Source organism: Brevundimonas sp. (genome assembly GCF_030682035.1).
Lineage (GTDB): Bacteria > Pseudomonadota > Alphaproteobacteria > Caulobacterales > Caulobacteraceae > Brevundimonas.
Genome location: NZ_JAUXQZ010000002.1, coordinates 23,257 through 38,513, shown reverse-complemented (window position 1 = coordinate 38,513; position 15,257 = coordinate 23,257). Strand labels below are relative to the sequence as shown.

Here is a 15,257-nt window from a genome sequence, read left to right as displayed (position 1 = left end):
TCCTCAGGAGGTGTCTGTAAGATGGGCGCTAGCGTCCACACCCGCCCTCCCGGCGGACGGCGTCGCAGGAGTTCCGGTCATGGCCAAGGGTCAGGTGCGCAAGAACAAGGAAACCCGCAAACCGAAGGCGGACAAGCCCAAACCGGCGGTGTCGGCGGGGGCCTCGCCCTTCACCACGCCGCCGGGGAAGAAGTAGGGATTAGGGCATGGGGTTTGGGGTATGGGGTATGGGGAAGCAGGTGTTCCTGGAGGTTGATTCCTATCCCCAGCCCCCACTCCCCACACCCCAAACCCTCAATACGCGTGGCTCTCGGCCGGTCGCTCTTCCAGATGGCCGTCCTTCAACGCGAAGACCCGGTCCATATGGCCGGCCAGTTCCATATTGTGGGTGGCGATCAGGGCGGCGACGCCGGTGTCCTTGACCAGCCGGTGCAGGGCCTCGAACACCGTCTGGCTGGTGGCGGGGTCAAGGTTGCCGGTCGGCTCGTCGGCCAGCAGCAGGCGCGGGCGATTGGCCAGGGCTCGGGCGACGGCGACGCGCTGCTGCTCCCCGCCTGACAGTTGGGCCGGTTGATGGGTCAGCCGCTCGCCGAGGCCGAGCGCGGTCAGCACCTCGCTCGCCCGCTCGCGGGCCTGGACCTGCCCCACCCCGGCGATGCGCAGCGGCAGGGCGACGTTATCGCGCGCGTCGAACTCGGCCAGCAGGTGGTGGAACTGATAGACGAAGCCGATCCGGGCCAGACGGATATGGGTCCGGGCCCGCTCGTCGAGGCCGCCGACGTCCTCGCCGTCGATGCGGATCTCGCCCGAGGTTGGCCGTTCCAGCAGACCGGCGGCGTGGAGCAGGCTGGACTTGCCCGAGCCCGACGGCCCGATCAGGCCGACGACCTCGCCCGGCATGACGTCGAGGTCGACGCCCTTGAGCACGGTCAGCCCGCCCGAAGCGGTCTCATAGGTGCGGGTCACCCCACGAACGGACAGGACGGGGGCCTTACTCATACCGAAGCGCCTCAACCGGATCCATTTTCGCGGCCCGCCACGACGGCAGCAGCGAGGCCACGCACGACATGAAGACAGACCACAGCGTCACCCAGACCACATCCATGGCGTCGACCTCGGCCGGGATCGAGTCGAGCATATAGACGTCGGCGTTGAACAGCTGGACCCCCAGCACCCACTCCAGGAAATGCTGGATCGCGCCGATGTTGAGGCAGAACACCAACCCCAGCACCAGACCGGTGATCGTCCCCGCCACGCCGATGGCGGCGCCGGCGATGAAGAAGATGCGCAACATGGACGACTGGCTGGCCCCGACCGTCCTCAGGATGGCGATGTCGCGGGTTTTGTTCTTCACCAGCATGACGATGCCGGAGATGATGTTCAGCGCGGCGATGGCCACGACGAGGCCGAGGATGATGCTCATCGCCACCCTCTCGACCTTGAGTGCGCCCCAGAAGGCGGCGAGGCGGTCGCGCCAGTCGTTGACCAAGGCGCTGCGTCCCACTGCCTCGCGAACCGGCTGGACCAGGTCGGCGACCCGGTCGGGCTCTGCGACCTTCAGCTCGATAACGTCCCAGACGCCCTCCTTGCCGAAGAAGAGCTGGGCCTGTTCCAGCGGCATAAAGATGAAGAGGCGGTCAAAGTCGGCGGTGCCCGAGGTGAACACCCCGCCGATGCGATAGGTCTTCTCCAGCCCGCCCAGATTGCCGAAGGCGCTGTCGGCGCCGGTGGGGGAATACAGGGTGATCGGATCACCGACGCGCAGCCCCATGCTCTCGGCCAGCGCCTTGCCGATCAGGATGTTGTCACCGCCATACGCGCCCTGGCCGAACGCGCGCCGCGCCTCGGGCGTCAGACTGTCGAAGACATAGGACATGGAGTCCAGGTCCTGCGGACGGATGCCGCGCACGACCGCGCCGGTCGTCTGGCCGGCGGCCCGCACAAGCGCCTGATTTTCGGTCAGGGGCGAGACACTGACCACGCCCGGGACCTCGGCTATGCGGGTCACAGCGGCCTCGCGGTCGGGATCGCCGAGTACCTCACCCTGGACGTACATATGGCCGTTGAACGACAGCATCCTGTCCAGCAGCTCGTTCCTGAACCCGGCCATGATGCTCATGACGATGATCAGGGCCATGACGGCCAGCGCGATGGCGACATAGGAGATGATGGCGATCAGGGCGATGCCGCCCTCCTTGCGCCGGGCGCGCAGGTAGCGCAGCGCCAGTTCGAACTCCCAGGCCGAGAAGGGACCGGCAGGCTTCGGGGTCGCACTCATTACCCTTCCCCCCTTGCGAGGGAAGGTGGCCCGCGTAGCGAGACGGATGGGGGGTGAGACACCCAAGCGTCCGGTTGGCTTGCCTTCGAGCGGCCCGTCTGGCGAAGCTGCCCCCCCATCCGAACCGCTCCGCGGCCCACCTTCCCCCGCAAGGGGGGAAGGAACCAGCTTGCTCCGCTCATCCGCGCACCCTCGCCAGCGCCTCGTCCAGCGGGATCGAGACCTTCTCGCCGGTGGCCCGGCGTTTCAGTTCGACCAGACCCTCGGCCACGCCCTTGGGACCGATGGTCAGCTGCCATGGAATGCCGATCAGGTCGGCGGTGGCGAATTTCCCGCCCGGCCGTTCGTCGGTGTCGTCATAGAGCACCGCCCTGCCCAAGGCCTCCAGCTTGGCCACGGCCTCCTCGCAGGCGGCGCAGACCGCCTCGTCATTGCCGCGCAGATTGATGACGACCACGTCGAACGGCGCGACGGAGTCCGGCCAGATGATGCCGCTGTCGTCGTGGCTGGCCTCGATGATGGCCCCCATCAGACGAGAAACGCCGACGCCATAGCTGCCCATGTGGACGTCGGTATCCTTGCCGTCCGGCCCGGCGACCTTCGCCTTCATCGGGGCCGAGTATTTGGTCCCGAAATAGAAGATGTGGCCGACCTCGATGCCGCGCGCGGTCAGCCGGTCGGCCTCGGCCGTCTGGCTTTCGAACTGGCCGGCGTCGTGCATCTCCTCGGTGGCGGCGTACAGGCTGGTCCGCTCATCGACGATGGCCTGCAGGTCGTGCCAATCCACGCCCGTGCCCGGCGCCGACATCTCGACCAGCTTGCGGTCGCAAAACACCTGGCTCTCGCCAGTGTCGGCCAGGACGATGAACTCATGACTCAGGTCGCCGCCGATCGGCCCTGTGTCGGCGCGCATCGGCACCGCCTTCAACCCCATCCGGGCGAAGGTGTTCAGATAGGCCACGAACATGCGGTTGTAGGCCTTGCGCGCCGAGGCCTCGTCGATGTCGAACGAATAGGCGTCCTTCATCAGGAACTCGCGGCCGCGCATGACGCCGAACCGGGGCCGGCGCTCGTCGCGGAATTTCCACTGGATGTGAAACAGGTTCAGCGGCAGCGCCTTGTAGCTCTTTACAAAGCCCCGGAAGATGTCGGTGATCATCTCCTCGTTGGTCGGCCCGTACAGAAGTTCGCGCTCGTGCCGGTCGGTGATGCGCAGCATCTCGGGGCCATAGGCGTCATAACGCCCCGACTCCCGCCACAGGTCGGCCAGCTGCAGGGTCGGCATCAGCAGCTCGACGGCCCCTGCCCGCTCCTGCTCCTCGCGCACAATCTGCTCGATCCGGTTCAGAACCCGCAAACCCAGCGGCAGCCAGGCGTAGATGCCGGCGGCCTCCTGTTTGATCATCCCGGCCCGCAGCATCAGCTGGTGCGAGACGATCTGGGCGTCCGAGGGCGCCTCCTTCAGCGTGGGCAGGAAATAGCGCGACAGGCGCATGGGGTCAGATTCTCGGCAAGCAAAGCGGGAGCCAAGCTTTAGCCGGGTGACCGGGGCGAAAGCTAGGCATTCCTCCCCTCGGGGAGGGGGAGGAATATTACGGATGCGGCCGCGCGATGCCGTACCGGGCGGCCAGGTAGGGGATGATGGCCCCGTCCTGCAGGAAGCGGCGGCCCGTCGCCTCCGACGTCTCCGCATCGGGCCAGTCGAATGTTCCGTCCAGCACCAGGATCGGGCAGCTCTGATGATCCTCGCCGACCAGATCGATCACCGGCGGCCGGGGCCGCGGATGGTCGAGATAAACAATCCCGAGCTGGTCGCGCAGCATCGGATGGAAGGCCAGCACCCCCTCGACGACCGCGCCGGCGGGGCAGTACCAGGGACCGCCCTGATCGTCGGTCCAGCCGGGATTGAGCAGGAACAGCCGGTCGGTCATGGCGTCACGCGGTCGGCGGCGTCAGGTCGGGCAGAGGCATCCAGCCGACATAGACCAGCCCCATCACCAGCAGCCACAGCAGGGCCGAGACCCAGGTCGTGGTGATGAATTTGCGCTTCAGGTCCGGCTTGTCAGGCGCGCCCCACTGCGCCCCGTCGGTCGGCGGCTCATGCCGCTCCTGCGACGCCCCCAGCGGCAGGACAGCGAACAGCACCGTCCACCAGCAGATGATGTAGACGCCCAGCATGGTGACGATCCCGATCGGCATCAGTGCGCTCCGCTCTCGTGTCCGGCCTTGGGCGTTTCCATCAGTTCGACCAGCACCCCGCCCATGTCCCTGGGGTGGACGAAGAGGATCGGGGCGCCATGGGCTCCGATCCGCGGCTCGCCCGTGCCGAGGATGGTCGCCCCTTTCGCCCGTAGGGCGTCGCGCGCGGCGAGGATGTCCTCGACCTCGAAACAGACGTGGTGCTGCCCGCCCTTGGGGTTCTTCGCCAGAAAACCATGGATGGGGGAATCCTCGCCCAGCGGCTCGATCAGCTCGATCTGGCTGTTTGGCAGGTCGATAAAACAGACCCGCACCCCCTGGGCGGGCAGGTCGAACGGTTTGTGGGCCTGGGTGGCGCCGAGCAGATCGCGGTACATTGCGACACTGGCCTCAATGGATGGCGTGGCGACGCCGACGTGGTTCAGTCTTCCGATCATGGGTTGGCCATAAAGAAAATCCTCCCCCGCGCAAACGGGGGAGGATGATGCGTCGCAGCCAGTCGGGGCCGATCGGACCTATTGGCCGCCCGACATCTGGGCCACTTCGGTCGCGAAGTCAGGGCCTTCGACCTTCTCCACGCCCTCGCCGAGGGCGAGGCGGACGAAGCCGGCCAGGTGCAGGCCGGGGGCGCCCAATTCCTTGCCCGCGTCGGCGACCAGCTGTTCGATGGTCACGTCCGGATTCATCACGAACGGCTGCTTGGTCAGCACCACGTCCTTCTGGAATTTGGCGATCTGGCCGGCGACGATCTTGTCGATCATGGCTTCCGGCTTGCCTTCTTCCTTGGCTTTTTCGGTCAGGACCTGTCGTTCCTTCTCGATGGCGGCAGGGTCCAGATCATCTGTGTTCAGCGACAGCGGCGCGGTCGCGGCCACGTGCATGGCGATCTTGCGACCCAGTTCGCGCAAGAGCACCTTGTCGCCGCCGCCGTGCAGGGCGACCAGCACGCCGATGCGGCCGAGGCCCGGCGACACCGCATTGTGGACGTAGGAGGCGACCACGCCCTCATCGACCGACAGGCGGGCGGCGCGGCGCAGCTGCATGTTCTCGCCGACGGTGGCGATCAGCTGGGTCACTTCGTCCTGGACCGTCTTGCCGGACTCCAGCTCGGCGCCGTGCAGACCTTCGAGCGTGGCGTGCTCGAGGCCATGCTGGGCGAACGACTTGGCGGCGTTCTGGAACAGCTCATTGCGGGCGACGAAGTCCGTTTCCGAGTTAAACTCGATCGCGGCCCCGACTTCACCGGCTCCGACTTCCTTCGAGGCCACAGCGACCAGACCTTCGGCGGCGACGCGGTCAGCCTTCTTGGCGGCCTTGGACAGGCCCTTGGCGCGCAGCCAGTCGATCGCGGCGTTGATGTCGCCGTCGGTCTCCTGAAGCGCCTTCTTGCAGTCCATCATGCCGACGCCGGACTTGGCGCGCAGTTCCATCACGAGGGCGGCTGTGATCTCGGCCATGGGTATCTCCTTGGTATGCGTATGCGGGAACGGCCGGGGAATTACCCCGGCCGTATGTCAGTTTCGCCGTCGATAGAAAGCGGGGCGGTTTAGACCGCGGCCTTCTCGGTTTCGACGGCGTCGTTGGCTTCCGAGGTCGCGGCCTGAGCGGCTTCATGGGCGACGGCCGGTTCGGCCGGGGCTTCTTCAGCCGCCGGTTCAGCGGCGGCGATCATTTCCTCAGCCACGGCTTCCGCCTCTGCGGGGGCGACTTCGGCTTCAACGGCCTTGGCCGCCTTCGGGGCCCTGGCTTCGCGCAACATCGGCTCGTCCGGGTTGACCGCGGCGCCCAGATCGACACCGGCGGACGCCTGGCCGGCGGCCAGACCATCGAGGACGGCGTCGGCGATCAGGTCGCAGTAGGTCTGGATGGCGCGAGCGGCGTCGTCATTGCCCGGGATCGGATAGGTGATCCCGTCCGGGTCCGAGTTGGTGTCGAGAATGGCGATGATCGGGATGTTCAGCTTGCGAGCTTCCAGGATCGCGATCGCTTCCTTGTTGGTGTCGATCACGAAGATGATGTCCGGGATCGAACCCATGTCCTTGATGCCGCCCAGCGACAGCTCCAGCTTGTCCTTCTCGCGCTGCAGGTTCAGCAGTTCCTTCTTGACCCGGCCGTCGCCGCCCGATTCCAGCAGACCTTCCAGCTCGCGCAGGCGGGCGATCGAGCCCGACACGGTGCGCCAGTTGGTCAGGGTGCCGCCGAGCCAGCGGTTGTTCATATAGTATTGGGCGCATCGCTTGGCGGCTTCAGCCACCGGGTCCGACGCCTGACGCTTGGTGCCGACGAACAGGACGCGTCCGCCCTTGGCGGCGACGTCGCGCACGGCGACCAGCGCCTGGTGCAGCAGCGGGATCGACTGCGACAGGTCGATGATATGGATGTTCGAACGCGATCCGAAGATGTAGCGCTCCATCTTCGGGTTCCACCGGTGCGTCTGGTGGCCGAAATGCGCGCCGGCTTCGAGCAGCGAACGCATGGAGAATTCTGGCAGAGCCATGAGTGTAGTCCTTTATCCGATTGATCCGCCGCAGACGGGTAAAGGCCGCCATCTCCTGGGAGACTGGGGCCCTCGGAACGGAGCAAACGGGATTTCTCCCCGTCAGCGCCACGCCTGCGTGTGAAGTGGGCGGGCTTCTAGGCGGGTTGGACGCAAAAGGCAAGCGGAGTATCGGGCCAGGCTCCATTGGCGCTAGTCAAGCGGGACAGCCAGGGTCGCCTTGTGCCGCTTCTTGACGAAGCTGGTCTCGAACCGGCGCACCACCGGCTGTTCGAGGACGGAGAGGGTGAAGGCGTTGAACACCTCCATATTGGCGGCCACGACCAGCAGGACGATGTCGAAGGCCCCCGCGATATCGAGACAGAGCTGGACCTGCGGATGGGCGATCAGGCGCTGACGCAGCCGATTGCTCTCATGCGGGACGTGACTCTCGAGCTGGACATGAATCACCGCCGATAGCGGATACCCCGTCGCCGCATCGGACAGAACCGCCGTCTCGGCGGCGATCGCGCCCTCGGCCCTCAGGCGCCGGACGCGACGGGCCACCGCCGATGGCGACCGGCCGACCTGCTCGGCCAGACGATCCGCCGTCTGCATATTGTCCTGCTGCAGACAGGCAAGCAGAGCCCGGTCCGTCTGATCCAATTTGCACATCCCCCGCAGTCGATCGACCGATTTTGCCAGATTCTGGCAAACCAGGGCTCACGAATGCCCGAAATCACCGTCGCTTCCAAGCGATAACAGGGGCTCAAAACAAGAGGTTCTTCCCCATGCGTTTCGCCGTCCTTCTGGCCTCCCTCGCGCTGGCCGCGACCGCCATGCCCGGGCTGGCCCAGAGCCAGCCGTCCACCCCCGCCGCCGCCGCCCGCGCCCTCGACCCGGCGGCGGTCGTGGCCGAAGTCCGCAGGGTGATCAACGAACGCTATGTCCTGCCGGAGCGCCGCCCGGTGCTGGATGCCGTGCTGGCCGAGGGCCTGGCCTCGGGCCGCTACGGCGTCACGGACGGCGCAATCCTCGCCGAACGGATCAACGCAGACCTCGAGCGGGTCGGACAGGATCGTCACCTGAGTTTCCGGCTCGATCCCCGCACGGCCGCGGTCATCGCGAACGGGTCGGGCGACGCCCCCGGCGACGGGGCCGCGTTTGAACGCCTGGTGCGCCAGGCCAATCACGGGATCACCGAGCTGCGCGTGTTGCCCGGCAATGTGCGGCTGATGAACTATGAGGGCTTCCACTGGATCGGCGCTGAGAGCGCCGCCGCCCTCGACACCGCCATGCGCTTTCTCGCGGGCGGCGACGCCGTGATCATCGACCTGCGCGAGAACGGCGGGGGCAATCCCGAGGCGGTGCAATATATCATCAGCCGGTTCCTGCCAGCCGACACGCCGCTGGTGACCTTCTACATGAACGGCGAGGCCGAACCCGACGGATTCTCGGCCCTGGCCACCCCGCCCGAGCAGCAGATGTTCGGCAAGCCGCTTTATGTTCTGACCAGCGACGGGACCGGGTCGGCGGCAGAGGAGTTCACCGGCCACGTCGCCGGCTATCACCTGGGCCAGATCGCCGGCGCCAACACCAGCGGAGCCGGCTTCCGCAATGACATCGTCGTCGTTGACGACCAGTTCGTGTTCAGTGTCTCGGTCGGTCGCGCCGTGCTGGCCTCGACCGGCAAGGACTGGGAGGGCGTCGGCTTCGCGCCGACCCTCGAGGCCGAAGTCCCCGGCGCACTCGACATCGCTCATGCCGCCGCATTGAGGACCCTGATCGCCACCGCCCCCGCAGAAGAACGTCCCGGGCTGGAGGCCGTGGCGGAAGCGATGGAAGCCCGCGGCAACCGGCGCGCTCCCGAGTTCGCCCTCGCAACCTATGCCGGCGTCTATGGCGAGCGCACCCTGACCTCGGATGGCGTGCGTCTGTTCACGCGACGTGGCGGTCGTCCGCCGATCCCGTTGATCCCCCTCGGCGGCCACCGCTTCGCTGTCGAGACTGAGCCGGGCATGCGGATGGTGTTCGAGGCGACGGGGCGGTCCGTAGCGGCGATGACGGTGGACTACGCCGGCGGCCCCGCCCAGCCGCGGGTCGAACGCACGGCCCCGGCCCGCTGACCCTCAGGGTCCGGGCGGCTTGACCCGGCTGGGCCTCGGTTGCTCCCCCGGTCACAGAAGCGCTTCATTGCGGCCGCGATGATCCCGGATGCCGCGCCGGTCGCGGCGTCAAAGGGAGATCGATATGCCCATCCTGCTCCACCTCCGGAATCTCTCCCTGCCCGGCCTGGCCGTTGTTGCGCTCGCCGCCTGCAACGCACCGGCCCCGGAATCGGCCCCCGCGCCCACCCCCACGACGCCGGCACCGGGCAACGCCGCAACCGCGCCCCTGGCCGCATCGGAATATTTTGAAACCCTGACCGAGGAGGCCTTCACCGCGACTCCGGCCCGGCTCGACGTCACCATTGCCCAGGCCCGGGAAGCCGCAACGCGCGACCGTCGCGACCTGCCCGCCGATGTCACCGCCCGCATCGATCAACGCCTGCAGGAGATCGCCACGCACCGGGCGGCCATGGCGCGCGCCGATCTCGCGCTCTCCTCGGTCGAGGCCTATCGCCTGTTCGTTTCGGCTGGTTCCAAGTCGGAGCCGGTCCCCGTGGCCGTCAGCCTGCTGGACTATGCGGGCTTCCGCTACACCGCCGACCTCAAGGCTCAGCCTGCGCGCTGGGATGATGCGATGGCCGCGGCTGACTACGCGGCTGCGCAATGGGCCCTGATCTCGGATCGCATCGGTGATCCGGCGCTCAAGGCCCGCTTCGACGCGGCTGTAACCGGGCTCAAGACCGCCACTGCCAGTCGCGACACAGCAAACGCCCTGAGCATCGCCGGCACAGAGCTCGATCTCGTCGACGAACTGGAAGCCTGGTTCACGGCCCATCCGGCCGTCCCGGCGACGGGGGCATGACCGCCACCGCCCCGTCGCCGATGCTCAACAAGGTGCCGGAGATCTTCCTCTCCTTCTGGATCATCAAGATTCTGGCGACGACCATCGGCGAGACCGGCGCGGACTTTCTCGCCTTCCGCATGGGGCTTGGTCTCGGTGGCACGTCCCTGGTGATGGGGGCGGCCCTGCTGGCCGTGCTGGCGCTGCAGCTTCACCTGCGTCGCTATGTGCCGGTCGTCTACTGGCTGACCGTGGTCCTGCTCAGCGTCGTCGGCACCCTGGTCACCGACAACCTCAGCGACAGCCTGGGGGTCAGCCTGTTCGTCTCCACCGGCGTTTTCGCCGCCCTTCTGGCCGCGACCTTCGCCGTCTGGTTCGCCAGTGAGCGCACCCTGTCGATCCACACCATCGTCACCCGTCGTCGCGAACTGTTCTACTGGGCGGCCATCCTGTTCACCTTCGCCCTTGGTACAGCGGCCGGGGATCTGGTCGCCGAACGTCTGGCCTGGGGATACGGCCTGTCAGCCATCATCTTCGGCAGTCTGATCGCGGCGGCGACGGCGTCCTGGTATCTGTTCCGGGTCAATGTCGTGCTGGTGTTCTGGATCGCCTATGTCCTGACCCGCCCGTTCGGGGCCTCTATCGGTGACCTGCTGTCCCAGCCCACGACGTCCGGTGGACTCGGCTTCGGGGCCGCCCCGGTCAGCGGAGTCTTCGCCCTCGGCATCGTCAGTCTGGTGCTCTTCCTCACCCTGCGCCACCGGCGGGCTGTGACGGCCGAGACCTAGGTTCCGCGTGGTTTGACCCGGTTGGTCGGCGGGGCCTCGGCCGGATTCTCGGGCCAGGGGTGGCGAGGATAGCGGCCGCGCATCTCGCTGCGCACCGCGGCCCAGCTGCCGGCCCAGAAGCCGGGCAGGTCCCGCGTCACCTGCACGGGACGCCGCGCCGGGGACAGCAGGGCAAGGGTCAACGGAACCCGTCCGCCGCCGACGGTCGGATGGGAGGTGGTCCCGAACAGCTCCTGCACCCGGATATCGACCCGGGGTCCGCCCTCGGCGGCATAGTCGATCGCAGCCGAGCCGAGCGGCGTCGCCAGTCGCGCCGGGGCAAGCTCTTCCAGGGCCCTCTGCCGGTCCCATGGTACGAGGGTCCGCAGCCCGGCCTCCAACGCCCCATCCTCGACCTTTTCCAGCCCCTGGACCGCCTCCAGCAGCGGCCACAGCCAGGTCTCCCGCGCCGCCGTCAGCCCTGCGTCCGAGACATCCGGCCAGCCGGCTTCCAGCCCGGCCACGAACGCCAGCCGAGCCCGCAATCCCGAGGCCCGCTCGCCCCAGCGAAGTCCCGCCAACCCGTCCCGGTCAACCTCGGCCCGCAGCGCCGTCGTGATCGCCGCTCGGTCCGGCGCCCCGACGATCTTCTCGTCCACCACGATCGCCCCGATGCGGCGGATGCGGCGCAGCGTCATTCGGCCCGACGGCTCACGCGCCAACCGGTCTTCGACCTCGACGCGACCCTCCAGCGCCGCCGGATCGACAGGGACCGCCAGCCGGATGCGGTCCCGCGCATCCCCGCCGCCCAGTTCCGCCACCGCCAGCCACGGCTCGCGCGCCAGGGCGTCGGTCGGATCAAGGAAGGCTCCCCGCCCTGACGCCAGCAACACCTCGCCCGGCTTGCCCCGCGACCTGGCCACCCGCTCCGGAAAAGCCTCGGCCAGAAGGATCCCGACATCGGCCTCGCCGCCCACTCCGGACTTCTGGCCGCCTCCCGCCGCCCGCGCCCATCGTTCGGCCAGCTTGACCGCATCCCGCGCCCTCGGCGACCGGTCGCGGTCCAGCCCACGCAGCCGGTCTCTCAGGTCGACATCATTGCCCCCCAGCCCCGGCTCGCTGAGCACCGCCGCGATTCGCGCGCCCAGGGCCGCGTCGCCGGCGTCGCTGGCGGCGGCGACCATATGCGCCAGCCGCGGCGGCAAGGGGATGCGCGTCATCCGACGTCCATGGGGTGTCAGCGCGCCCGCCCCATCCAGCGCCCCCAGCCGCGCCAGCACCTTGCGCGCCTCGGCGAAGGCGCCCGCCGGCGGCTGATCCAGCAAGGCGAGCGCTTCCGTGTCCCGCGCGCCCCATCGCGCCAGATCGAGCGCGAAACCCGTCAGATCCGCTTCCAGAATCTCCGGTCGCTGATGCGGGACCAGGCCTCGCGTCGCCACCTCGTCCCACAGGCGATAGCAGACGCCGGGCTGGACCCGGCCCGCCCGGCCGCGTCGCTGCTCCGCCGACGACCGGCTGACCCTGACCGTCGCCAGTCGCGTCAGACCGCTGGAGGGCTCGAACCGGGGCACCCGTGACAGGCCGCCGTCGATGACCACCCGAACCCCTTCGATGGTCAGACTGGTTTCGGCCACCGAGGTCGCCAGCACCACCTTGCGACGTCCCGTCGCCGCCGGCTGGATGCCCCGGTCCTGCGTCTCCCGGTCCAGGGCGCCGTACAACGGAACCACATCCACGGCCGGATCGCGCAGCCGTTCGTTCAGTCGCTGGGCCGTGCGGTGTATCTCCCTCTGCCCGGGCAGGAAGACCAGCACCGACCCGCCCTCCTCGCCCAGCGCCTGCATCACCGCCCGCGCCAGGGCGTCCTCGATCCGCTCGACCGGATTGCGCCCGAGATAGCGGGTCTCGACCGGAAACATCCGGCCCTCGGCTTCAATCACCGGCGCCCATTTCCCCGAGTCATTGGCGAGCAGTTTCGACACCCCCGCGATATCCAGCGTCGCCGACATGACCAGCAGCCGCAGGTCCTCGCGCAACAGCCCCTGACTTTCCCGCGCCAAGGCCAGCCCCAGATCGGCGTCCAGCGACCGCTCGTGGAATTCGTCGAACAGCACCGCTGCGATGCCTTCCAGCCCCGGATCGTCCAGAACCATCCGCGTGAACACGCCCTCCGTGATCACCTCGATCCGCGTCTTCGGCCCGATCCGGCTCTGCAGGCGCGTGCGATAGCCGACCGTGTCGCCGGTCGCCTCGCCCAGCGTCGCCGCCATCCGCTCGGCCGCAGCCCTCGCCGCCAGCCTGCGCGGCTCCAGCACAAGGATCTTGCCGCCGTCCAGCCAGGCCTCCTCCAGCAGGGCCAGCGGGACCACGGTCGTCTTGCCCGCCCCCGGCGGCGCGGCCAGAACGACGGCGTTGGTCGCGGCCAGCGCCGCTTTCAACGGCTCGAGAACGGCATGGATGGGCAGCATCACCCAAGGCTGTAGACGCCAACTGCCCCTTCACGAAAGCGTCTCAGCGCGTTCACCAATCGGAAACCGCGTTGCCAGCGCGGTCATGCGCCGCTAGCGTCCGCGTCATTGAAGGCGGTCCGGGGAGGACTCGCCGTGTATCAGGGGGCGAGACTCGATGTCCGCAGAAGGCCTTAGGCCCAAGGGGAACCGCCTGTTCCTCAAGAAATCCGTAGCCCAGATCCAGAAGGAAGCCGCCAGGAGCGAGCTGAAGCGGTCTCTGGGACCCATCAATCTGATGAGCCTGGGCATCGGCGCCATTATCGGCGCCGGCATCTTCGTTCTGACCGGCCAGGTCGCCGCCGCCAACGCGGGCCCGGCCATCATGCTGTCCTTCGTGGTCGCGGGCATCGCCTGCGGTCTCGCGGGCCTTTGCTACGCCGAACTGGCCTCCACCATGCCGGTCTCGGGCTCGGCCTATACCTATGCCTACGGCACCCTGGGCGAGGTCTTCGCCTGGATCATGGGCTGGCTGCTGGTGCTTGAGTACGGCGTCGCGGCCTCGACCGTCGCGGTCGGCTGGTCCGGCTATGTCGTATCGATCCTTCGAGACTTCGGTATGGCGGACAGCCTGTTCCCGATGATCCAGTACGCGGGCGGCGAAGGCCCTTCGTGGGCCACGCCGCTGATTCAGTCGGTCACGTCGGACGCCGGCATCGCCAGCTTCCCGCTGACCGGCACGTTCAACCTCGTCGCCGCCATCGGCATCGCCGCCGTTTGCAGCCTGCTGGTGCTGGGCGTCAGCGAGTCAGCCTCGATCAACAACGTCATCGTCATGATCAAGATCGTGGTGCTGCTGACGTTCATCGCGGTGGGAGTTCAGTACATCAACCCGGACAACTGGACGCCCTTCATTCCCGAGAACACGACCGGCAAGTTCGGTGAATACGGCGCCTCCGGCATCCTGCGCGGCGCCTCAATCATCTTCTTCGCCTACGTCGGCTTCGAAGCGGTCTCGACCGCGGCGGCCGAGGCCAAGAACCCGTCCAAGGACGTCCCGGTGGGCATCCTCGGCGCACTGATCGTCTGCACGATCATCTATATGGCCGTCGCCGCCGTCATGACCGGCGTGGTCCCCTATCTCGAACTCGCCAGCCCGGCGCCGGTGGCCGTCGCCATCGACCGCATGGGTCTGGAATGGGCCGACACGCCCTTCATCACGCCGGACGGCAGCCCGCTGAACCTGATCAGCTTCCTGATCAAGGTCGGCGCCATCACCGGCCTGACCTCGGTCATGCTGGTGCTGTGCTACGGCCAGACGCGGATTTTCTACACCATGGCGCGTGACGGCCTGCTTCCGCGGGTCTTCGCGATCATCCATCCGAAGTTCCGCACACCCTGGATCGGCACCATCCTGCTGGGCATCCTGATCGCCATCGCGGCGTCCTTCCTGCCCATCTCCATGCTCGGCGATCTGGTGTCCCTGGGCACGGCCGTCGCCTTCTCGATCGTGTGCCTGAGCGTGATCTTCCTGCGCATCAAGCATCCGGAGATGGAGCGTCCGTTCCGGGTTCCCGGCGGCATCGCCACGGCCGTTGCAGGCATCATCGCCTGCCTCGCCCTGGCCAGCTTCAACTTCTGGCCGATGATCCAGCACGCCATAGACGGCAACCCGTTGCCGCTCACCATCCTCGGCGCCTATGCCGCGGTCGGGGCCGTGATCTACATCATCTACGGCTTCTGGAACTCCAAGCTCGCCAAGGGCATCGACATTACGGAAGAGACCACGATGTCGTCCCCGGCCGAGGCCATGGGCTCCGGCGTGGACAATCAGAAGGACTGATCTCCCGATCAATCCGCAAGACGAAGGCCCGGGAGCGATCCCGGGCCTTTTTCGTTGCCGCCCCGCCTCGGCTCGCCTAGACGCTGTAGCGGACCTGGGCGGATGTGGCGGAACTGGTAGACGCACCAGATTTAGGTTCTGGCGCCGAGAGGCGTGGAGGTTCGAGTCCTCTCATCCGCACCATCCTGCTTCGCCCCGCAGGGCTTCGCCGGACAAGTCCGATCAGGAAGGCGAAGCAGGATGCCCTGCGAGGCCCTGGCGTAGCAGGGCTGGTCCCACCGAATGCGGCATTCAGACC

General features: G+C 67.6%; 14 protein-coding genes and 1 tRNA gene. 5 read left to right on the top strand and 10 right to left on the bottom strand.

From position 1 onward, the window contains the following. Nucleotides 1–294: 294 nt before the first annotated feature. From Q8K49_RS00240 to Q8K49_RS00200, 9 genes are all read right to left on the bottom strand, one after another. Nucleotides 295–999 carry an ABC transporter ATP-binding protein gene (locus Q8K49_RS00240; RefSeq protein WP_305303422.1) on the bottom strand — a complete coding sequence of 235 codons (705 nt, stop codon included), beginning with the start codon at nt 997–999 and terminating at the stop codon, nt 295–297. Beyond that, nucleotides 992–2,278: a lipoprotein-releasing ABC transporter permease subunit gene (locus Q8K49_RS00235; RefSeq protein WP_305303421.1), complete on the bottom strand. Its 1,287-nt coding sequence runs from the start codon at nt 2,276–2,278 to the stop codon at nt 992–994. Before Q8K49_RS00235 ends, Q8K49_RS00240 begins: the two co-directional genes overlap by 8 nt. Before the next feature lie 178 nt (nt 2,279–2,456). Continuing rightward, nucleotides 2,457–3,773: a proline--tRNA ligase gene (proS, locus tag Q8K49_RS00230; protein WP_305303420.1), complete on the bottom strand. Its 1,317-nt coding sequence runs from the start codon at nt 3,771–3,773 to the stop codon at nt 2,457–2,459. Between the two features lie 97 nt (nt 3,774–3,870). Next, nucleotides 3,871–4,209, bottom strand: a complete 339-nt coding sequence (locus tag Q8K49_RS00225) for a DUF3088 family protein (RefSeq protein WP_305303419.1) — start codon at nt 4,207–4,209, stop codon at nt 3,871–3,873. 4 nt (nt 4,210–4,213) lie between these two features. Beyond that, entirely contained in the window at nt 4,214–4,477 is a 264-nt protein-coding gene (locus tag Q8K49_RS00220) for a DUF1467 family protein (protein ID WP_305303418.1), read from the bottom strand. Then, nucleotides 4,477–4,914, bottom strand: coding sequence for a methylmalonyl-CoA epimerase (mce, locus tag Q8K49_RS00215; RefSeq protein ID WP_305303417.1), 438 nt, complete (start codon nt 4,912–4,914; stop codon nt 4,477–4,479). Before mce ends, Q8K49_RS00220 begins: the two co-directional genes overlap by 1 nt. 78 nt (nt 4,915–4,992) lie before the next feature. Further along, complete coding sequence (gene tsf / locus Q8K49_RS00210; RefSeq protein WP_305303416.1) at nt 4,993–5,934, bottom strand: translation elongation factor Ts; 942 nt, start codon at nt 5,932–5,934, stop codon at nt 4,993–4,995. An 89-nt stretch (nt 5,935–6,023) separates the two neighbouring features. Next, entirely contained in the window at nt 6,024–6,974 is a 951-nt protein-coding gene (gene rpsB, locus Q8K49_RS00205; protein ID WP_305303415.1) for a 30S ribosomal protein S2, read from the bottom strand. A 192-nt stretch (nt 6,975–7,166) separates the two neighbouring features. Next, nucleotides 7,167–7,619 (bottom strand): Lrp/AsnC family transcriptional regulator, encoded by a 453-nt coding sequence (locus tag Q8K49_RS00200; RefSeq protein WP_305303414.1) that lies wholly within the window; start codon nt 7,617–7,619, stop codon nt 7,167–7,169. Between the two features lie 125 nt (nt 7,620–7,744). Here Q8K49_RS00200 and Q8K49_RS00195 point away from each other — a divergent pair, with 125 nt between their 5' ends. The 3 genes from Q8K49_RS00195 to Q8K49_RS00185 all read left to right on the top strand — a co-directional run bounded on the left by Q8K49_RS00195 (nt 7,745) and on the right by Q8K49_RS00185 (nt 10,690). Then, nucleotides 7,745–9,079 carry a S41 family peptidase gene (locus Q8K49_RS00195; RefSeq protein ID WP_305303413.1) on the top strand — a complete coding sequence of 445 codons (1,335 nt, stop codon included), beginning with the start codon at nt 7,745–7,747 and terminating at the stop codon, nt 9,077–9,079. 124 nt (nt 9,080–9,203) lie between these two features. Beyond that, entirely contained in the window at nt 9,204–9,923 is a 720-nt protein-coding gene (locus tag Q8K49_RS00190; RefSeq protein WP_305303412.1) for a hypothetical protein, read from the top strand. Beyond that, on the top strand, nt 9,920–10,690 hold the full coding sequence (locus tag Q8K49_RS00185; protein WP_305303411.1) for a hypothetical protein: 771 nt from the start codon (nt 9,920–9,922) through the stop codon (nt 10,688–10,690). Before Q8K49_RS00190 ends, Q8K49_RS00185 begins: the two co-directional genes overlap by 4 nt. Here the strand turns inward: Q8K49_RS00185 and hrpB are convergent. Continuing rightward, nucleotides 10,687–13,137, bottom strand: a complete 2,451-nt coding sequence (gene hrpB / locus Q8K49_RS00180) for an ATP-dependent helicase HrpB (RefSeq protein WP_305303410.1) — start codon at nt 13,135–13,137, stop codon at nt 10,687–10,689. The genes Q8K49_RS00185 and hrpB overlap by 4 nt on opposite strands. Before the next feature lie 157 nt (nt 13,138–13,294). On the opposite strand from hrpB, the gene Q8K49_RS00175 reads away from it, so the two are divergent. Both Q8K49_RS00175 and Q8K49_RS00170 read left to right on the top strand, forming a co-directional pair. Further along, complete coding sequence (locus Q8K49_RS00175; RefSeq protein WP_305303409.1) at nt 13,295–14,959, top strand: amino acid permease; 1,665 nt, start codon at nt 13,295–13,297, stop codon at nt 14,957–14,959. Nucleotides 14,960–15,057: 98 nt separating this feature from the next. Beyond that, a tRNA-Leu gene (locus tag Q8K49_RS00170) sits at nt 15,058–15,142 on the top strand. Nucleotides 15,143–15,257: the final 115 nt, after the last annotated feature.